Here is a 16,946-nt window from a genome sequence, read left to right as displayed (position 1 = left end):
CAGTCGACATCATCGTTGTCTGACACACCGCCTTCGCGGGCAAGCCTCGCTCCTACAGCGATTTGCGTTTACCCGTACCGGAGGGCTTATTCGGCACTGCCATCCTGGCTGCCTGGTCGTACTTGTTGTTATTGCGGTTCATCTATTACGTGAGCGACCGGCGCGCAAAGGCACGCCCGCCAGACTCACGGGGGCAGTTAAATCATTGAATGCTTTTTGAAGTCAGCGGGTTCTACGCAATGCGGCCCGTCGCCGGCACGCATCACCAAACGCCTGGAAAATACTCAAATAAGGCGGATTCGAAAGCACCTGCCACTCCGGGTGCCACTGCACGCCGACGGCAAAGCCCGGGCTGTGTTCCACCGAAATCGCCTCGATCAAACCGTCCGGCGCCACCGCTTCCGAACGTAGGCCGGGCGCCAATCGATCGATGCCCTGACTGTGAATCGAATTGACCTGGAACACCGGCGGCAGCTCCAGCGCTTCAAACACGCCACCCGGTTGCACCGTCACCCCATGCGCCGGTGCGTATTGCACCGCCAGTTCCGGACTGTCCGCTTCCCGGTGATCGAGCATGCCCGGCAGTTCATGCACCTTCTGATGCAGGCTGCCGCCGAACGCGACGTTCATCTCCTGGAAACCGCGGCAGACGCCGAGCACCGGAACACCGGCGGCGATGGCTGCACGCAATAAAGGAAGGGTGGTGGCATCCCGCGCCGGATCGTGATCCGTGCCGGGGGCGCTGGCCGGGCCTTGATAGTGGAAGGGTTCCACATTCGACGGCGAACCGGTCAGCAACAGACCGTCGAGCTGCGCGAGCAAGTCCTCGATGTCGGTCAGGTCGCCTAAGGAGGGAATGACCACGGGCAGCCCCAGCGCCGCGACGCTGACAGCACGCAGGTACTTGTCGCCGCTGATGTGGTAGGGGTGCAGGCCAATCTGTTTGACGCACGCTGTAACGCCGATCAATGGCTTGAGTGCCATTTTTATCACCTCGAAGTTTCACACTTGAACGAGCTTTTCCGGAGCTTAGCCTTGTTGATTTTAATTAACAACTCTCATGTAAAAAATTCTAAACGCCGCACGTCCGATCCTCAGGAATTACGCGGTGCTGCAGGTCGATCTGGCGCTCTCGTGCCCATAAAAGGCCCGAAAATAAAGGTTGAAAGGCCAAGTGTTCGCTATTGACTTCACTTTGCCTTTCGGATTGACTGGGCTCGTGACAAGGTAGTGAACATAATAATTAACAGCTAATAGGTGCATCATGTCGGTCCCTCTGCGTGCCGTTCAACTCAACGAAGCAAACGCATTCCTTAAGAAATATCCTGAGGTTTTGTACGTCGACCTTCTGATTGCGGATATGAACGGTGTGGTGCGCGGCAAGCGCATCGAGCGCACCAGTCTTCATAAGGTCTACGAAAAAGGCATCAATCTCCCGGCCTCTCTGTTTGCTCTGGACATCAACGGTTCTACGGTGGAAAGCACCGGCCTGGGTCTGGACATCGGCGACTCGGACCGAATCTGCTTTCCCATCCCCAACACCCTCAGCATCGAACCCTGGCAGAAGCGCCCGACCGCGCAACTGCTGATGACCATGCACGAACTCGAAGGCCAGCCGTTCTTCGCCGACCCTCGCGAAGTGCTGCGTCAGGTGGTGAGCAAGTTCGATGACATGGGCCTGACCATCTGCGCCGCGTTCGAGCTCGAGTTTTACCTGATCGACCAGGACAACGTGAACGGTCGCCCGCAATCGCCGCGCTCGCCGGTGTCCGGCAAACGTCCGATCTCGACCCAGGTGTATTTGATCGACGACCTGGACGAATACGTCGACTGCCTGCAAGACATCCTCGAAGGTGCGAAAGAGCAGGGCATTCCTGCCGACGCCATCGTCAAGGAAAGCGCCCCGGCGCAGTTCGAAGTCAACCTGCACCACGTCAACGATCCTATAAAGGCCTGCGACTACGCGGTGTTGCTCAAGCGTCTGGTGAAGAACATCGCCTACGACCACGAGATGGACACCACCTTCATGGCCAAGCCGTATCCGGGCCAGGCGGGCAATGGCCTGCACGTGCACATTTCGATTCTCGACAAGGAAGGCAACAACATCTTTGCCAGCGAGGATCCCGAGCAGAACGCCGCGCTGCGACACGCGATCGGCGGTGTGCTCGAGACCCTGCCGGCGCAGATGGCCTTCCTGTGCCCGAACGTCAACTCGTACCGACGCTTCGGCGCGCAGTTCTATGTGCCGAACTCGCCGAGCTGGGGCATCGACAACCGTACCGTGGCGGTGCGTGTGCCGACCGGTTCCGCGGACGCGGTGCGCATCGAGCACCGGGTCGCCGGTGCCGACGCCAACCCGTACCTGTTGATGGCCTCGGTCCTGGCCGGTATCCACCACGGCCTGACCAACGAAATCGAACCGGGCGCCCCGGTGGAAGGCAACAGCTACGAGCAAAACGAGCAGAGCCTGCCGAACAACCTGCGCGATGCCCTGCGCGAGCTGGCCGACAGCGAAGTCCTGTCGCGCTATATCGACCCGATGTACATCGACGTGTTCGTGGCGTGCAAGGAAAGCGAGCTGGCCGAGTTCGAGAACTCCATCTCGGACCTTGAGTACAACTGGTACTTGCATACGGTTTGATGGGCCAAGTGGTGTACGCATTCTCTGCAGACACCACCAATCAAATGTGGGAGCGGGCTTGCTCGCGAAGGCGGTGGCACATTCAACATTCATGTCGCCTGACACACCGCTTTCGCGAGCAAGCCCGCTCCCACAGGGGACTGCATTTCAACTCCTTGGTTGAGCGGTATTCAGTCCCACTACTTATTCCTCTGCGTCGAGTCACAACCATGACAAACACTCGCAGCGACTGGGAGCAACGCTTCCAGTCCCTAACAATAGAAAGCCGCGCCTTCATCGACGGCCAATACCACCCTGCACTCAGCGGCGATACCTTTGAATGCATCAGCCCGGTCGACGGCCGTTTCCTGGCCAACGTCGCCAGCACCGACGAAGCCGACGCCAATGCGGCCGTCGCCGTCGCGCGCCGCGCGTTTGAATCCGGCATCTGGGCCAACCTCGCTCCGGCCGAGCGCAAGCGCATCCTGATCCGCTTCGCCGATCTGATCCTGGCCAACCAGCAAGAACTGGCCCTGCTCGAAACCCTCGACATGGGCAAACCCATCACCGACTCGATGAACATCGACATCCCGGCGACCGCCAACGCGATCCGCTGGAGCGCCGAAGCCATCGACAAGCTCTACGACGAAGTCGCCGCCACCCCCCACGACCAGCTCGGCCTCATCACCCGCGAACCCGCCGGTGTAGTCGCCGCCATCGTGCCGTGGAACTTCCCTCTGATCATGGCCAGCTGGAAGTTCGCCCCGGCCCTGGCAGCCGGTAACTCGTTCATCCTCAAGCCTTCGGAAAAGTCGCCGCTGACCGCGATCCGCATCGCCCAACTGGCACTGGATGCTGGCATCCCCAAAGGCGTGTTCAACGTCCTGCCGGGCTACGGTCACACCGTCGGCAAGGCGCTGGCGTTGCACATGGACGTCGACGTGCTGGCCTTCACCGGCTCGACCGCGATTGCCAAGCAACTGCTGATCTACGCCGGGCAAAGCAACATGAAACGCGTCTGGCTCGAAGCCGGGGGCAAAAGCCCGAACGTGGTGTTCGCCGACGCGCCGGACCTGCGCGCGGCCGCACAAGCCGCGACCAGTGCCATCGCCTTCAACCAGGGCGAAGTCTGCACCGCCGGTTCGCGCCTGCTGGTCGAGCGCTCTATCCGCGAGCAGTTCATCCCGCTGCTGATGGAAGCGCTGCAAGCCTGGAAACCAGGACACGCCCTCGACCCGGAAACCACCGTCGGCGCCGTCGTCGACCAGCGCCAACTGGACAACGTGCTGCGCTACATCCAGGTCGGCAAAGACCAGGGCGCGCAACTGATCGCCGGCGGCAGCCGCACCCTCGAAGCCACCGGCGGCCTGTACGTGGAGCCGGCGATCTTCGACGGCGTGACCAACGCAATGACCATCGCCCGGGAAGAAATCTTCGGCCCGGTGCTGTCGCTGATCACCTTCGACACCTTCGATGAAGCCCTGGCGATTGCCAACGACAGCATCTTCGGCCTGGCCGCCGGTGTCTGGACCAGCAACCTGAGCAAGGCCCACACCTTCGCCCGCGGCCTGCGCGCCGGCAGTGTCTGGGTCAACCAGTACGACGGCGGCGACATGACCGCGCCGTTCGGCGGTTACAAGCAGTCGGGTAACGGTAGGGACAAATCGCTGCACGCGTTCGACAAATACACCGAACTCAAAGCGACCTGGATCAAGCTCTGACACCTACAACGGCGGCCGCCGACACGTATCGGCGGCCATCGGAGAAACCTATGAAACAAACAACACATGTAAACAGCTACTACGCCGCCACCCGCAACTTCACCGGCGACTTCCCTGTGCTCGAGCAAGCGGTGGATTGCGACGTCTGCGTGATCGGCGCCGGCTACACCGGTTTGTCCTCAGCGCTGTTCCTCGCCGAAGCGGGCTACAGCGTCACCGTACTCGAAGCCGCCAAAGTCGGTTTCGGCGCCAGCGGTCGCAACGGAGGCCAACTGGTCAACTCCTACAGCCGCGACGTTGACGTGATTGAAGAACGCTACGGCGACAAAACCGCCGAAGTCCTCGGCAGCATGATCTTCGAAGGCGCCGACATCATCCGTCAGCGCATACAACACTACGACATCCAGTGCGACTACCGCCCGGGCGGCATCTTCGCCGCGCTGAACAAAAAGCAACTCAAAGGCCTGGCCGAGCAGAAAAGCAGCTGGGAACGCTACGGCAACAAGAACCTGAAAATGCTCGACGCTGTCGAGATCAAGCGCGAAGTGGGTTGCGACAACTACGTCGGCGGCCTGCTCGACCTGCAGGGCGGCCACATCCACCCGCTGAACCTGGCCCTTGGCGAAGCCTCGGCCATCATCGGCCTGGGCGGCAAAATCTACGAGCAATCGGCTGCAGTGGAAATCACCTACGGCGAACCGATCACCGTACGCACCGCCAAAGGCGTGGTCCGCGCCAAATACCTGCTGATCGCCGGCAACGCCTACCTGCCACAAGACCTCGACAACCGCGTCACGCGCAAAAGCATGCCCTGCGGCTCGCAGATCGTCGTCACCGAGCCGTTGTCGGAGAAGGTGGCGCGCAGCCTGATCAAAAACAACTACTGCGTCGAAGACTGCAACTACCTGCTCGACTACTACCGCCTCACTGCCGACAACCGCCTGCTGTACGGCGGCGGCGTGGTCTACGGTGCCCGCGAACCGGACGACATCGAACAACTGATCAAGCCGAAAATCCTCAAGACCTTCCCGCAACTGAAGGACGTGAAAATCGACTACCGCTGGACCGGCAACTTCCTGCTGACCATGTCGCGCATGCCGCAATTCGGCCGCATCGAGAAAAACGCGTACTACATGCAAGGCTACAGCGGCCACGGCGTCACTTGCTCGCACCTGGCCGGCAAACTCATCAGCGAAATGATCCGCGGCGACGCCGAACGATTCGACGCGTTCGCTTCGCTACCGCACATGCCCATGCTCGGCGGCCGCACCTTCCAGGCCCCGCTCACCGCCATGGGCGCCGCGTACTACTCGCTGCGTGACCGTTTCGGCATCTGACCCCGACCCTCCGGCGGCCCTCCCCCGAAAGGCTGCCGCCGGATCCAAGCCCCCATACCCTGTGGAAGCAGGCGTTGCGCGCGTGCTACGTCATCCAGTCCATGTGACGACTATCCTGTTACTGAATCGACTACGGCCCGGATGCGGCCCCTGTAGGAGCGAGCTTGCTCGCGATGGTCGTTAACGATAACGCGTGTTTGCTGGTTAAACGCGGCGCCCTGTAGGAGCGAGCTTGCTCGCGATGGTCGTCAACGATAACGCGTGTTTGCTGGTTAAACGCGGCGCCCTGTAGGAGCGAGCTTGCTCGCGATTGTCGTCAACGATAACGCGTGCTTACTGGTTAAACGCGGTGCTCTTGAGTCCATCGCGAGCAAGCTCGCTCCTACATCTATGGTTACCCCCTTTTCACAGGAGATGCCCATGATCCCGCCCGATCTCCAAGCCCGGTTGCCGGGCCAGACCCCTGAAGACGCTGAAGAAATCGCTGAGTGGCGCGATGCGTTGCTGTCCGTCATCGCCCACGGCGGCACGGCGCAGGCCAGGCAGATCCTGGACATGCTGGTGGCCGTGGCAAGCGCTTCGGACATCGGCTGGCGGCCCAGTCACGGCACGCCCTACATCAATACCATCAGCGTTGAACAACAACCGGAGTTTCCAGGGGACCTGGCCATTGAAGAGCGTCTGGCGTCGATCATGCGCTGGAATGCCCTGGTAATGGTTGCCAGGGCCAATCACGCCTATGGCGAACTGGGCGGGCATATCGCCAGTTATGCCAGCGCGGCGGATCTGTTCGAAGTGGGCTTCAATCACTTCTTCAAGGCGCGTACCGAATCGACCGGCGGTGACCTGGTGTTCTACCAGCCGCACTCGGCGCCAGGCGTCTATGCCCGGGCCTTTCTCGAGGGACGCCTGGAGGAAAGGGATCTGCAGCACTATCGGCAGGAGATCGGCGCGCGCGCCAATGGCGCCCGGGGGTTGTCGAGTTATCCGCACCCCTGGCTGATGCCGGACTTCTGGCAGTTCCCGACCGGGTCCATGGGCATCGGCCCGATCAGCTCGATCTACCAGGCGCGCTTCATGCGTTACCTGAAGCACCGCGGCTTGAAGGACACCGGCGGGCGCACCGTCTGGGGGGTGTTTGGCGACGGTGAAATGGATGAGCCGGAAAGCATGTCCGCCCTGACGCTGGCAGCGCGGGAAGGGCTGGATAATCTGGTCTGGGTGATCAACTGCAACCTTCAGCGGCTGGACGGTCCGGTCCGGGGCAACGGGCGCATCATCGATGAACTGGAGGCGCTGTTCGGCGGTGCCGGCTGGAATGTGATCAAACTGGTCTGGGGGTCCGACTGGGACGCACTGTTTGCCCGGGATCAGGACGGCGCGCTGGTCCAGGCATTGGGTAGCACCGTCGATGGCCAGTTCCAGACATTCGCGACAAAAGACGGGCGCTTCAACCGCGAGCAATTCTTTGGCCAGAACGAGGCGCTGGCGGCGTTGGCCCAGGGCTTGACCGACGAGCAGATCGACCGCCTCAAGCGCGGAGGTCACGACCTGGTCAAGATCTTTGCCGCGTACCAACACGCACTGCGCGAGGGCAACAGGCCCACGGTCATTCTGGCGCACACCAAGAAAGGCTTCGGTATGGGCGCCGCCGGGCAGGGCAAGATGACCGTCCACCAGCAGAAGAAACTCGATAACGAGGCCGTGCTCGCCTTCCGCAACCGCTTCAACCTGCCGTTGACCGATGAGCAGGCGATCTCGCTGAGCTTCTTCAAGCCCGGGCAGGACAGTGCCGAAATGCGCTACCTGCATGAACGCCGCCGCGCATTGGGCGGCTACATGCCGGCGCGGCCGGCAACTTCGCCTTCATTGGCCGTGCCCGATGTACACAGCTACGCCGGGTTTGCCCTCGAAGCCGAAGGCAAGGAAATGTCCACCACCATGGCCTTCGTGCGCATGCTCGGCGGTCTGCTGCGGGACAAGCAACTGGGACCGCGCATCGTGCCCATCGTGGCGGATGAGGCTCGCACCTTCGGCATGGCTAGCCTGTTCAAGCAGATCGGTATCTATTCCAGCGTGGGGCAGCGCTATGAACCCGAGGACATCGGTTCCATCCTCAGTTATCGGGAAGCCCTGGACGGGCAGATTCTCGAAGAGGGCATCAGCGAGGCCGGCGCCATCAGTTCGTGGGTGGCCGCCGCGACCAGCTATTCGGTGCATGGCCTGCCGATGCTGCCGTTCTACATCTATTACTCGATGTTCGGCTTCCAGCGCGTTGGCGATCTGATCTGGGCGGCAGCGGATCAGCGGGCTCGCGGGTTCCTGCTAGGCGCTACCGCGGGGCGCACCACGCTGGGCGGCGAAGGCCTGCAGCATCAGGACGGCAACAGCCATTTGATGGCGTCGATGGTGCCCAACTGCCGTGCCTACGACCCCGCGTTTGCCGGCGAGTTTGCGGTGATCCTGGATCATGGCATGCGTCAGATGCTGGAGCGCCAGGTCGACGAGTTTTATTACGTCACCTTGATGAACGAAAGCTACCCGCAACCCACCCTGCCTGAAGGCGTGGAACAGGCGATCATCAAGGGCATGTACCTGTTTGCCGGACATCACGTGCAGGGCGCGCGCGGCACCGTCCGGCTGTTGGGCTCCGGCGCCCTCCTGCGTGAAGTGGTGGCTGCCGCCGAGCTGCTCGCCAGCGACTGGGACATCGACAGCCAGGTCTGGAGCGTGACCAGCTATTGCGAGCTGGCACGTGACGCCCGGGAAGTGGAGCGCTGGAATCGCCTCCATCCGGGGCAGCCCGCGCGCCGCAGCCATCTCCAGGCCTCGCTCGACGACGCGGCACCGATCATTGCCTGCACCGATTACGTGCGCGCCTTGCCACAGTTGATCTCAAGCTACCTCAAGGCCCCTTACACCGTGCTCGGCACCGATGGTTTTGGTCGCAGCGATACCCGTAGCCAGCTGCGCAGGTTTTTTGAAGTGGACCGTTATCAGCTCGTCTTGAGTGCGCTGACTGCACTGGTACACGAGGGCCGCCTCGACGTCGGCGTCTGTGCCGAGGCCATTGCGCGCTATGCCATTGACGTGGATGCACCGGCGCCTTGGGACGCTTGAAGCCGGGCTTCTGGCCCTCGACCCGCCTCGCCAGGCATGACCGCGCGCCTATCACACCGCCGTGATGCAACGAATGCCACGCCAGGGCCTCATATAAAGACGAGCGGAGCCATTGATACCGATGCAATGGCCGATTGCGGTTTCACCCCGACAACAGGTAATTGTTTATATGACGGCTGCTGAAAAGAACCAAGTGACCTGGCTGGTCGAGCAATCCATGCTGTATGCCGCAAGGCAGCGGGCCCGGCTCTACTCCGGCCAAGGCCGATTGTGGCAACAGCCCTATGCCCATACGCGGCCCCGTGATGCTTCGGCCCTGGCGTCGGTGTGGTTCACCGCGTACCCGGCATCCATCATCACCCGGGAAGAGGGCACCGTGCTTGAAGCCCTGGGCGATGAAACCCTGTGGCACGCGCTGTCGAAAATCGGCATCCAGGGCATCCACAACGGCCCGCTGAAACGCTCCGGCGGCCTGAAAAACGGCGAATTCACCCCGACGATCGACGGCAATTTCGACCGGATCAGCTTCGACATCGACCCGCAACTGGGCACCGAGGCTCAGCTTCACGCGCTGACCCGCATGGCCGCCGCACACAATGCGGTCATTATCGATGACGTCATCCCGTCGCATACGGGTAAAGGCGCGGATTTTCGCCTGGCCGAAATGGCGTATGAGGACTATCCGGGGCTCTACCATATGGTGGAAATCCGCGAAGAGGACTGGCCGCTGCTGCCGGAGATCGCCGAGGGGCGCGATGCGCATAATCTCAGCCCGCCACAGGTCGACATTCTGCGGGACAAACATTACATCGTCGGCCAGTTGCAGCGGGTGATCTTCTTCGAACCCGGGGTCAAGGAAACTGACTGGAGCGCGACGCCGGTGGTGATCGGGGTCGACGGCAAACCGCGACGCTGGGTCTACCTGCATTACTTCAAGGAGGGGCAACCGTCGTTGAACTGGTTGGACCCGACCTTCGCCGCGCAGCAGATGATCATCGGCGATGCGTTGCACGCGATCGATGTCATGGGCGCGAAGATCCTGCGCCTGGATGCCAACGGCTTTCTCGGCGTCGAACGCAAGCTGGATGGCACCGCCTGGTCCGAAAGCCACCCGCTGTCGATCACCGGCAACCAGTTGCTGGGTGGGGCGATTCGCAAGGCCGGCGGCTTCAGTTTCCAGGAGTTGAACCTGACGGTCGACGACATCGCCTCCATGTCCCACGGCGGCGCCGACCTCTCGTATGACTTCATCACGCGACCGGCCTATCAGCATGCGTTGCTGATGGGCGACACCGAATTTTTGCGCTTGATGCTGCGCCAGATGCACAACCTTGGCATCGACCCGGGCTCGCTGATCCATGCCTTGCAGAACCATGACGAAATGACCCTGGAACTGGTGCATTTCTGGACCCTGCACGCCCATGACACCTTCCTTTATCAGGGGCAGACCTTTCCCGGCAACATCCTGCGCGAGCACATCCGCGAGCAGATGTACGAACGCCTGGCCGGAGAGCACGCGCCCTATAACCTGAAATTCGTCACCAATGGCGTGTCCTGCACCACCGCCAGCATCATCACCGCGGCGCTCGGCATTCGCGACCTCGATGCGATCACCCCGGCGGATATCCGGCAGATTCGCCAGGTCCATTTGCTGCTGGTGATGTACAACGCCATGCAACCCGGGGTGTTCGCCCTGTCGGGATGGGACCTGGTGGGTGCATTGCCGTTGCCGGCGGAGCAGGTCGCGGACTTGATGCTCGATGGCGATACCCGCTGGATTCATCGCGGTGCCTATGACCTGGTCGATCTCAATCCCGATGCGCTGCTGTCGGCGGGCCAGATGCCACGGGCGCAAACCTTGTACGGCAGCCTGACCAGTCAATTGGACGACCCGGATTCGTTTGTCTCGCAGCTGCAGAAGATTCTCGCGGCGCGCCGCGCCTACGACATCGCCGCCAGCCGCCAGATCCTGGTGCCGGATGTCGAGCATCCGGGGCTGCTGGTCATGGTCCATGAGTTGCCGGCCGGTAGAGGCACGCAAATCACCGCGCTGAACTTCGGCTCGACACCGATCACCGAAACCCTGCACCTGCCCAACATTGCGCCCGGGCCGGTGGTCGACATCATCAATGAACGGGTTGAAGGCGATCTCACGCCGGAGGGCGATTTCACCATCACCCTGGATGCCTATGAAGGACTGGCGCTGAGGGTGGTCAGCAGTTCGCCGATGATCTAGGGCTGTATGCCCTGAATAAAAAACGCCACTCGTTTCAGGGTGGCGTTTTTGTATGCGCGATTCCTGCGCCTGGCGAAGGTCAAAATGTAGGAGCTGGCTTGCCAGCGAAGGAGGCGTGTCAGTCGACACATGTATTGGCCGATAGACCGTCTTCGCTGGCAAGCCAGCTCCTACAGGCGATCGGGTCGTACACAGAAAATGCGGCCGCGTGGTTAAAGCAGCGGCACGCTGTAGCTGACAAACAACCGGTTCTGGTCCTGGTCGCGGGACGCTTCGCTGTTGGTCTCGCCGTTACGCCAGCCGAAGCCGACGCCCTTGAGCGCGCTGGACTGGATCGTGTAGTCCAGGCTGATATCCCGTTCCCATTCCTTCTGCTCGTCACCCGAGGCTGTCTTGATATGGTCGCCGCTCAGGTAGATGACCGAGGCTTTCAAGCCCGGCACGCCGAGGGCGGCGAAGTCGTAGGCGTACTGGCCGAAGGCAGTGCGCTCGCCCGCGCGGGTGAAGGTCTGGATCAGGCGATCGGTATACAGGTACAGACTGGCACCGCCGGCACCCTTGTCGGGCAGGTTGCCCTGGCTAAGTTGGGTGAAGTTGCTGCCGCTGGAAACGCTTTGATAGCCTGCGGTGATGCCATGGCCGCCCAGGGTGTACACCAGCGCGGCGCTCCAGGTGCGGTTGTCGATCTCGCCGTCATTGTCTTCTGTGTAACCACTGATTCGATAACCTGAGGTCCCCGAACCGTTGGCCCCGGAAGAATCGGTCTTGAAGTAGCGCAGGTCGGTTTTCAGGGATTGACCGTCGCCGATGGCCAGGGTGTGGATCAGGCCGAAAAATTGCTGGGTGTAGTAGTTTTCCAGGTTGGCGTAGTAATACTGCGCCGTCAGGTCCTTGGTGACTTTCCAGTCGCCACCGGCGAAGTCGAATTCATTGCTCTCACGGGTGCCACCGGTGGCGGCCAACCCGGTCCGGTCGCTTGAACCCCGTCCCGTGGCATGTTCGATTCGACCTCCGGTGAGGGTCAGGTCCTTGAACTCGCCCGAAGTGATCTGGCCGCCTTCGAAGGTCTGGGGCAGCAGGCGACCGTCGTTGGAGACCAGGATTGGCAGCTTCGGCATCAGTGTGCCCAGGCGCAGTTCGCTTTTCGAGACCTTGACCTTGCCGGTCAGCCCCAGTCGGCTCCACTGGTCGACCGCGCTGTTGTCACTGTCCGAGGGAATCATCGAACTGCCGACGTGCCGCCCCATGCCGCTGTCCAGGGTAATGCCCATCAACCCCAGGGCGTCGACGCCAATACCGATCGTGCCGTCGGTATAACCCGACTTGTAGTCGAGCATGAAACCCTGGGCCCACTCTTCGGTTTTCGAAGGCGCGGCTGTGCCGTCGCGGTTGTCGTTATTGAAGTAGAAGTTGCGCATCCCCAAAGTAGCTTTGCTGTCACTCAGGAAGTCCGCGTGGGCCTGGCTGCCGAGTGCAATAGCGCCCAGTGCAACCGTTAGCGCCGTTTTCTTGTTGCTCATGTATATCGCCCCTTTTTTTGTAGTTTGAAGTTGGGAGCGGACGAGTCCGCGCATGCCATCGGTCAGATGCAAGATTCGAGGGAAGTAAGGGTTGCTCCCGCCATGGCGGCTGCCGGCAAAGTGCGGTGCCTGGGGGAGCGATGTCGTTGAGTTAGAAAACTTTGGGTTAAATACCCAGCACATTGGCGCCAATGCACGGATCGATCCCGCGCTCCAGGCGACGCTGATGGACGATCACGGTGACTTCCATCGAGCCGGTGGTGACTTCGAAGTCGAGGATGTGGCCGCCATAGGCCTGGAAGCTGGCGTCCCCGGCAACACCGTGCATATGAATCGAGGGTTGATCGTTCTTCCAAGCCACGGAGCCGGTAATGCTGGCCATTTCAACGTTGCTGAAGGTCTTGGCGTCGAACTCCTTTTTGTCCTTGTTCCAGAACCCGAACTTGACGATGCCGAAGCCGATACCACTGATGGAGGCGCTCGGGATCTTTTCGGCGATAGCCAGTTTGGTCAGTTCCTTGAAGGCGTTGTCGCCCATGCGCAGGACCATGAGATAACCGGTAGGGGTCTTGGTATAGCGCGGTGTCGCTTCGGTTGCACATTGCATGGGCGCTGTCGTCGCGGTGGTCGCGGTTTCGGCAATGGCCAGTTGAGTGGCCGCCGTGTTAATCATCACGGCGGCGGTCACGGCCAACATCAATTTGCAAAAGCGCTGTTTCGGGTGAAGTTGAACTTGCATGGGGCTTCCTCTGTTTTTGTTGTTGTGGATACTGCGGTTTTTCTGGGCGAGAGCGTCCGTCACCTGTTTTTCAACAGGTGTCAGAGGGGTGGTCGACAGGGGGTGTCAGTTGATGTCGTGGCTGGGTGAGTTACAGCGCATCGCGGCTGCCGACCCCATTAATCAAGCGCGCAATACCCAGCGGATTGCTGTTCTTCAACGCGTCTGGCAGTAAGCTGTCGGGACAATTCTGGTAACACACCGGACGCAGAAAGCGATCGATCGCCAGCGTCCCGACCGAGGTACCCCGTGCATCCGAAGTCGCCGGGTACGGCCCGCCGTGGACCATGGCATCGCAGACTTCCACCCCGGTGGGATAACCGTTGAACAGCACGCGGCCGACCTTCTGTTCCAGCAGGGCCAGAACGTCGCCCAGGGTGTCGAGTTCGGCAGCTTCGACGATCAGGGTGGCGGTCAATTGACCGCGCAAACCGTTCAACGCCTCGAGCAACCCGGCCTGGTCAGCGACTTCGACCACGATGGTGGTCGGGCCAAAGACTTCTTCCTGCAGTAGCTCATCACCCTCGATCAACAGGCCGGCGTCGGCCTTGAACACTTGCGGCTGCGCCTGGTTGCCCTGTTGCCCGGCGCCGGCCAGGTGGGTGATGCCGGGATGGGCGCGAAGGTTGTCCAGGCCGTGGCAATAGCTTTTCAACGCGCCGGCGTTGAGCATCGTTTGCGCGGGTTGTTCGCCCATCAGGCCGGTAAAACGTTCGAGAAAGGCGGAGAACTCCGGTGAGCGGATGCCCAGCACCAGACCGGGATTAGTGCAGAACTGCCCCGCGCCCAACACCACGGAAGCGGCCAGGTCGGTGGCGATTTTCGTACCCCGGACTTTCAGCGCCTGGGGCATCAGCACCACCGGGTTGATGCTGCTCATCTCGGCGAACACCGGGATCGGTTGCGGGCGTGCCGCGGCCATGTCACACAACGCTCGCCCGCCGCGCAACGAGCCGGTGAAGCCCACGGCCTGGATCGACGGGTGCTTGACCAGGGCCTCGCCGACGCTGCCGTAGAGCATGTTGAACACGCCCTCGGGCATGCCGGTTTTGCGCGCGGCGCGAGTGATCGCATCGGCGACATAATCGGCGGTGGCCATATGACCGCTGTGGGCCTTGAACACCACCGGGCATCCCGCGGCGAGGGCCGAGGCGGTGTCGCCGCCGGCGGTGGAGAAGGCCAGCGGGAAATTGCTGGCGCCGAACACCGCGACCGGACCGAGCCCGGTACGGTACTGGCGCAGGTCCGGCCGGGGCAGTGGTTGGCGGTCCGGCAAGGCACGGTCGATGCGCGCGCCATAAAAATCGCCGCGGCGCAGCATCGTGGCGAACAGGCGCATCTGCCCGCTGGTGCGGGACCGCTCGCCCTGGATGCGGCCGGCGGGCAGGGCGGTTTCCCGGCAAACCAGGGCAATGAACGAATCGTCCAGCGCCTCGAGCTCGGTGGCGATGGCGTCGAGGAACCCGGCGCGGCGGGCGGCCGAAAGATTGCGAAAGACCGGGAAGGCCGAGGCCGCTGCTTCGGCGGCCGCATTCACTTCGTCGACTGTTGCCTGATGGAATTGATACGGCAGGGCTTCACCCGTGCTGGCATCGTGGCTCTGCAAGGTGTTCGAGCCTTGTGCCGAACGAGTGCCTGCGATGTAGTTGTGGCCTGAAACTTCAAACATGGAACCTCCTGAAGGGCTGTAAAAATCGGAATCAAGTGAGTCGATAAATCCGTCGGGCGTTGTCATGAAACAGGGCAAGCCGGTCGGCGAGGGAGCGGTCGCGGACGATGGTCTTGAAGCCGTCGAGCACTTCGCCGAGGCTGTTCACTACACCGTCGACCGGGTAATTGCTGGCGAAGGCACAGCGACTGACGTCGAAAATCGAGATGGCATCGTTCACCACCACGCGGTTCGACTCGACAGGCCAGGCCTTGCCCTGGATGCAGATGCCGGAAATCTTCAGCGCGACGTTTGGCTCCCGTGCCAATAGCGCGAGGTTGTCACGCCAGCCGGCCAGGCCTTGCTCCGAACGATCCGCCGGCAGCGCCGTGTGATTGACCACGATGGTCACGTCGGGAAAGTCCCTGGCCAGCTCGGCCGCTTCCGACAAATGCCACCACGGCGCCTGCAACTCGAAGTGCAGGCCGTTTTCCGCCAGTCGGGCATACCCGTCGCGCCAGCGGGGATCACGCATGGAGCCAGGTGCCGCGAAATCTTCACGCCAGGCCTCAAGGCTGGTCACCACGGGTTTGTGACGCACGCCGCGCACCAAGGGGTGATCGCCGTAGAGGCGAAGCAGATCCGCCGCATCTTCCCGATCGAGCCAGACTTGCCCGACCATGGCGGCCAGGGTGGGTTCGTGTAGCGCCAATGACTCGACAAAGCGCACCTCGTCAGCGGGCGTCGCCGGGTCCCATTCACCCTCGATGACCACCGTCTGCACGATGCGATGACGGCCGCTCAACCGCCGATAGTCCGCGGGCAGGAAGTTGCGGCAGATCGACGAGTAATCGCCATAACGAAAGGGCCGCAACGGGCGATCGTTCAGCCACGGGTAGTAGTGCTGTTCGATGTCGAAATAGTGTTGGTGCGCGTCGACGATCGGCAAGTCCGCGTCCTCGCCGCTGGCCAGGAAATGCGCGCGCCAGTCGAAGGTGGAGACGTCATTCATGGGGTTGCTCCAGACGATAAAAGCGCCGGGCGTTGTCGGCGAACACCGCTTCCTGTACCGCACGACCCAAGGGCGCGAGCATCGCCGCCATGCCATCGGCAATCGTGTCGTAGGAGGCGCGCAATCCGGCAACCGGGAAGTTGCTGGCGAACATGCAGCGCTCGGGACCGAAGATTTCCAGCGCCGTCAGGACCACAACCCGGTTGTCGTCGTAGTTCCAGGGAGAATCTTTCAGGCCGAACTCCGACAGCTTGATCTGCACATTGGGTTGCAAGGCCAGTGCTTCCAGGCCCTTGCGCCAGCGCGCCATGCCTTGCGGGCTGCGGTCCCAGGCGAACCCGGTGTGGTTCAGGGCGATCTGGATCTGCGGAAATATCGCCGCCACTTCAGCCGCTTCGACCAGGTGCCAGGGCGGTACGCGCAGGTCCCACGACAGGCCGTGTTCAGCCAGCCGCGAAAAGCCCTCCAGCCATTTCGGGTCCTGCATGGTTCCCCTGGCGCCGGCAATCGACACGTCCGGCGACGCCGAGGTGACCGGCTTCGAACGTATGCCTTTGACCAATGGCCGGGCCGCCTGGGCCGCGAGAATCTCGGCGCTGTCTTCGCGGTCGAACCAGGCGTGGGCGACGATGGCATTCGGGAAGCCATAACGTGCGTGCACCTGTTCTAGCCAGCGGGTCTCGGCGACCTGCTCGTCGCGCGCGCGCTCGGCCTCGACGTGCACCGTGCCCACCAGCCGTTGTCTTTCGGTCAGGGCGAGGAAGTGTTCTGGCAGGAAATCACGGCACAGGCTGTGATAGTCGCCGAGAAAGAATTCCTCGTGATACTCGTTCTGCAGCCAGGGGTAGCGACCGTTGCCCAGGTCCCACAGGTGATGGTGGGCATCGACAATCGGCAGCGCATCCACGGCCGCAAGATTCGGCAGGCCGTTGCGTTCATGCAGGGTGATCATGG

11 protein-coding genes are annotated in these 16,946 nt (G+C 61.9%); 5 read left to right on the top strand and 6 right to left on the bottom strand.

Annotation, left to right across the window (positions count from 1 at the left end):
* Nucleotides 1–222 precede the first annotated feature (222 nt).
* Nucleotides 223–984: a gamma-glutamyl-gamma-aminobutyrate hydrolase family protein gene (locus PMA3_RS16520; protein WP_064678171.1), complete on the bottom strand. Its 762-nt coding sequence runs from the start codon at nt 982–984 to the stop codon at nt 223–225.
* Nucleotides 985–1,264: 280 nt separating this feature from the next.
* Between PMA3_RS16520 and PMA3_RS16515 the strand changes: the two genes are divergently transcribed.
* The 5 genes from PMA3_RS16515 (at nt 1,265) to treS (ending at nt 11,034) form a co-directional block, all read left to right on the top strand.
* A complete protein-coding gene (locus tag PMA3_RS16515; RefSeq protein WP_064678170.1) occupies nt 1,265–2,641 on the top strand; it encodes a glutamine synthetase family protein in 1,377 nt (458 codons plus the stop codon).
* 209 nt (nt 2,642–2,850) lie between these two features.
* Entirely contained in the window at nt 2,851–4,341 is a 1,491-nt protein-coding gene (locus PMA3_RS16510) for an aldehyde dehydrogenase (RefSeq protein WP_064678169.1), read from the top strand.
* Nucleotides 4,342–4,391: 50 nt separating this feature from the next.
* On the top strand, nt 4,392–5,678 hold the full coding sequence (locus PMA3_RS16505) for an NAD(P)/FAD-dependent oxidoreductase (protein ID WP_064678168.1): 1,287 nt from the start codon (nt 4,392–4,394) through the stop codon (nt 5,676–5,678).
* A gap of 420 nt (nt 5,679–6,098) precedes the next feature.
* Complete coding sequence (mdeB, locus tag PMA3_RS16500) at nt 6,099–8,798, top strand: alpha-ketoglutarate dehydrogenase (protein ID WP_064678167.1); 2,700 nt, start codon at nt 6,099–6,101, stop codon at nt 8,796–8,798.
* Nucleotides 8,799–8,967: 169 nt separating this feature from the next.
* Complete coding sequence (gene treS, locus PMA3_RS16495) at nt 8,968–11,034, top strand: maltose alpha-D-glucosyltransferase (protein WP_064678166.1); 2,067 nt, start codon at nt 8,968–8,970, stop codon at nt 11,032–11,034.
* 212 nt (nt 11,035–11,246) lie between these two features.
* On the opposite strand, the gene PMA3_RS16490 is transcribed toward treS, so the two are convergent.
* The 5 genes from PMA3_RS16490 to PMA3_RS16470 form a co-directional block, all read right to left on the bottom strand.
* Complete coding sequence (locus PMA3_RS16490; RefSeq protein ID WP_064678165.1) at nt 11,247–12,554, bottom strand: OprD family porin; 1,308 nt, start codon at nt 12,552–12,554, stop codon at nt 11,247–11,249.
* 166 nt (nt 12,555–12,720) lie between these two features.
* Nucleotides 12,721–13,293, bottom strand: a complete 573-nt coding sequence (locus PMA3_RS16485; protein WP_064678164.1) for a PPC domain-containing DNA-binding protein — start codon at nt 13,291–13,293, stop codon at nt 12,721–12,723.
* A 130-nt stretch (nt 13,294–13,423) separates the two neighbouring features.
* Nucleotides 13,424–15,001, bottom strand: coding sequence for an aldehyde dehydrogenase (NADP(+)) (locus PMA3_RS16480; protein WP_064678163.1), 1,578 nt, complete (start codon nt 14,999–15,001; stop codon nt 13,424–13,426).
* A 31-nt stretch (nt 15,002–15,032) separates the two neighbouring features.
* On the bottom strand, nt 15,033–15,992 hold the full coding sequence (locus PMA3_RS16475; protein WP_064678162.1) for an amidohydrolase family protein: 960 nt from the start codon (nt 15,990–15,992) through the stop codon (nt 15,033–15,035).
* A complete protein-coding gene (locus tag PMA3_RS16470; RefSeq protein WP_064678161.1) occupies nt 15,985–16,944 on the bottom strand; it encodes an amidohydrolase family protein in 960 nt (319 codons plus the stop codon). The genes PMA3_RS16475 and PMA3_RS16470 overlap by 8 nt, the downstream gene beginning before the upstream one ends.
* Between the last annotated feature and the right edge of the window lie 2 nt (nt 16,945–16,946).

Source organism: Pseudomonas silesiensis (assembly GCF_001661075.1).
GTDB classification, from domain to species: Bacteria; Pseudomonadota; Gammaproteobacteria; order Pseudomonadales; family Pseudomonadaceae; genus Aquipseudomonas; species Aquipseudomonas silesiensis.
This window is presented reverse-complemented; position numbering and strand designations above follow the sequence as displayed.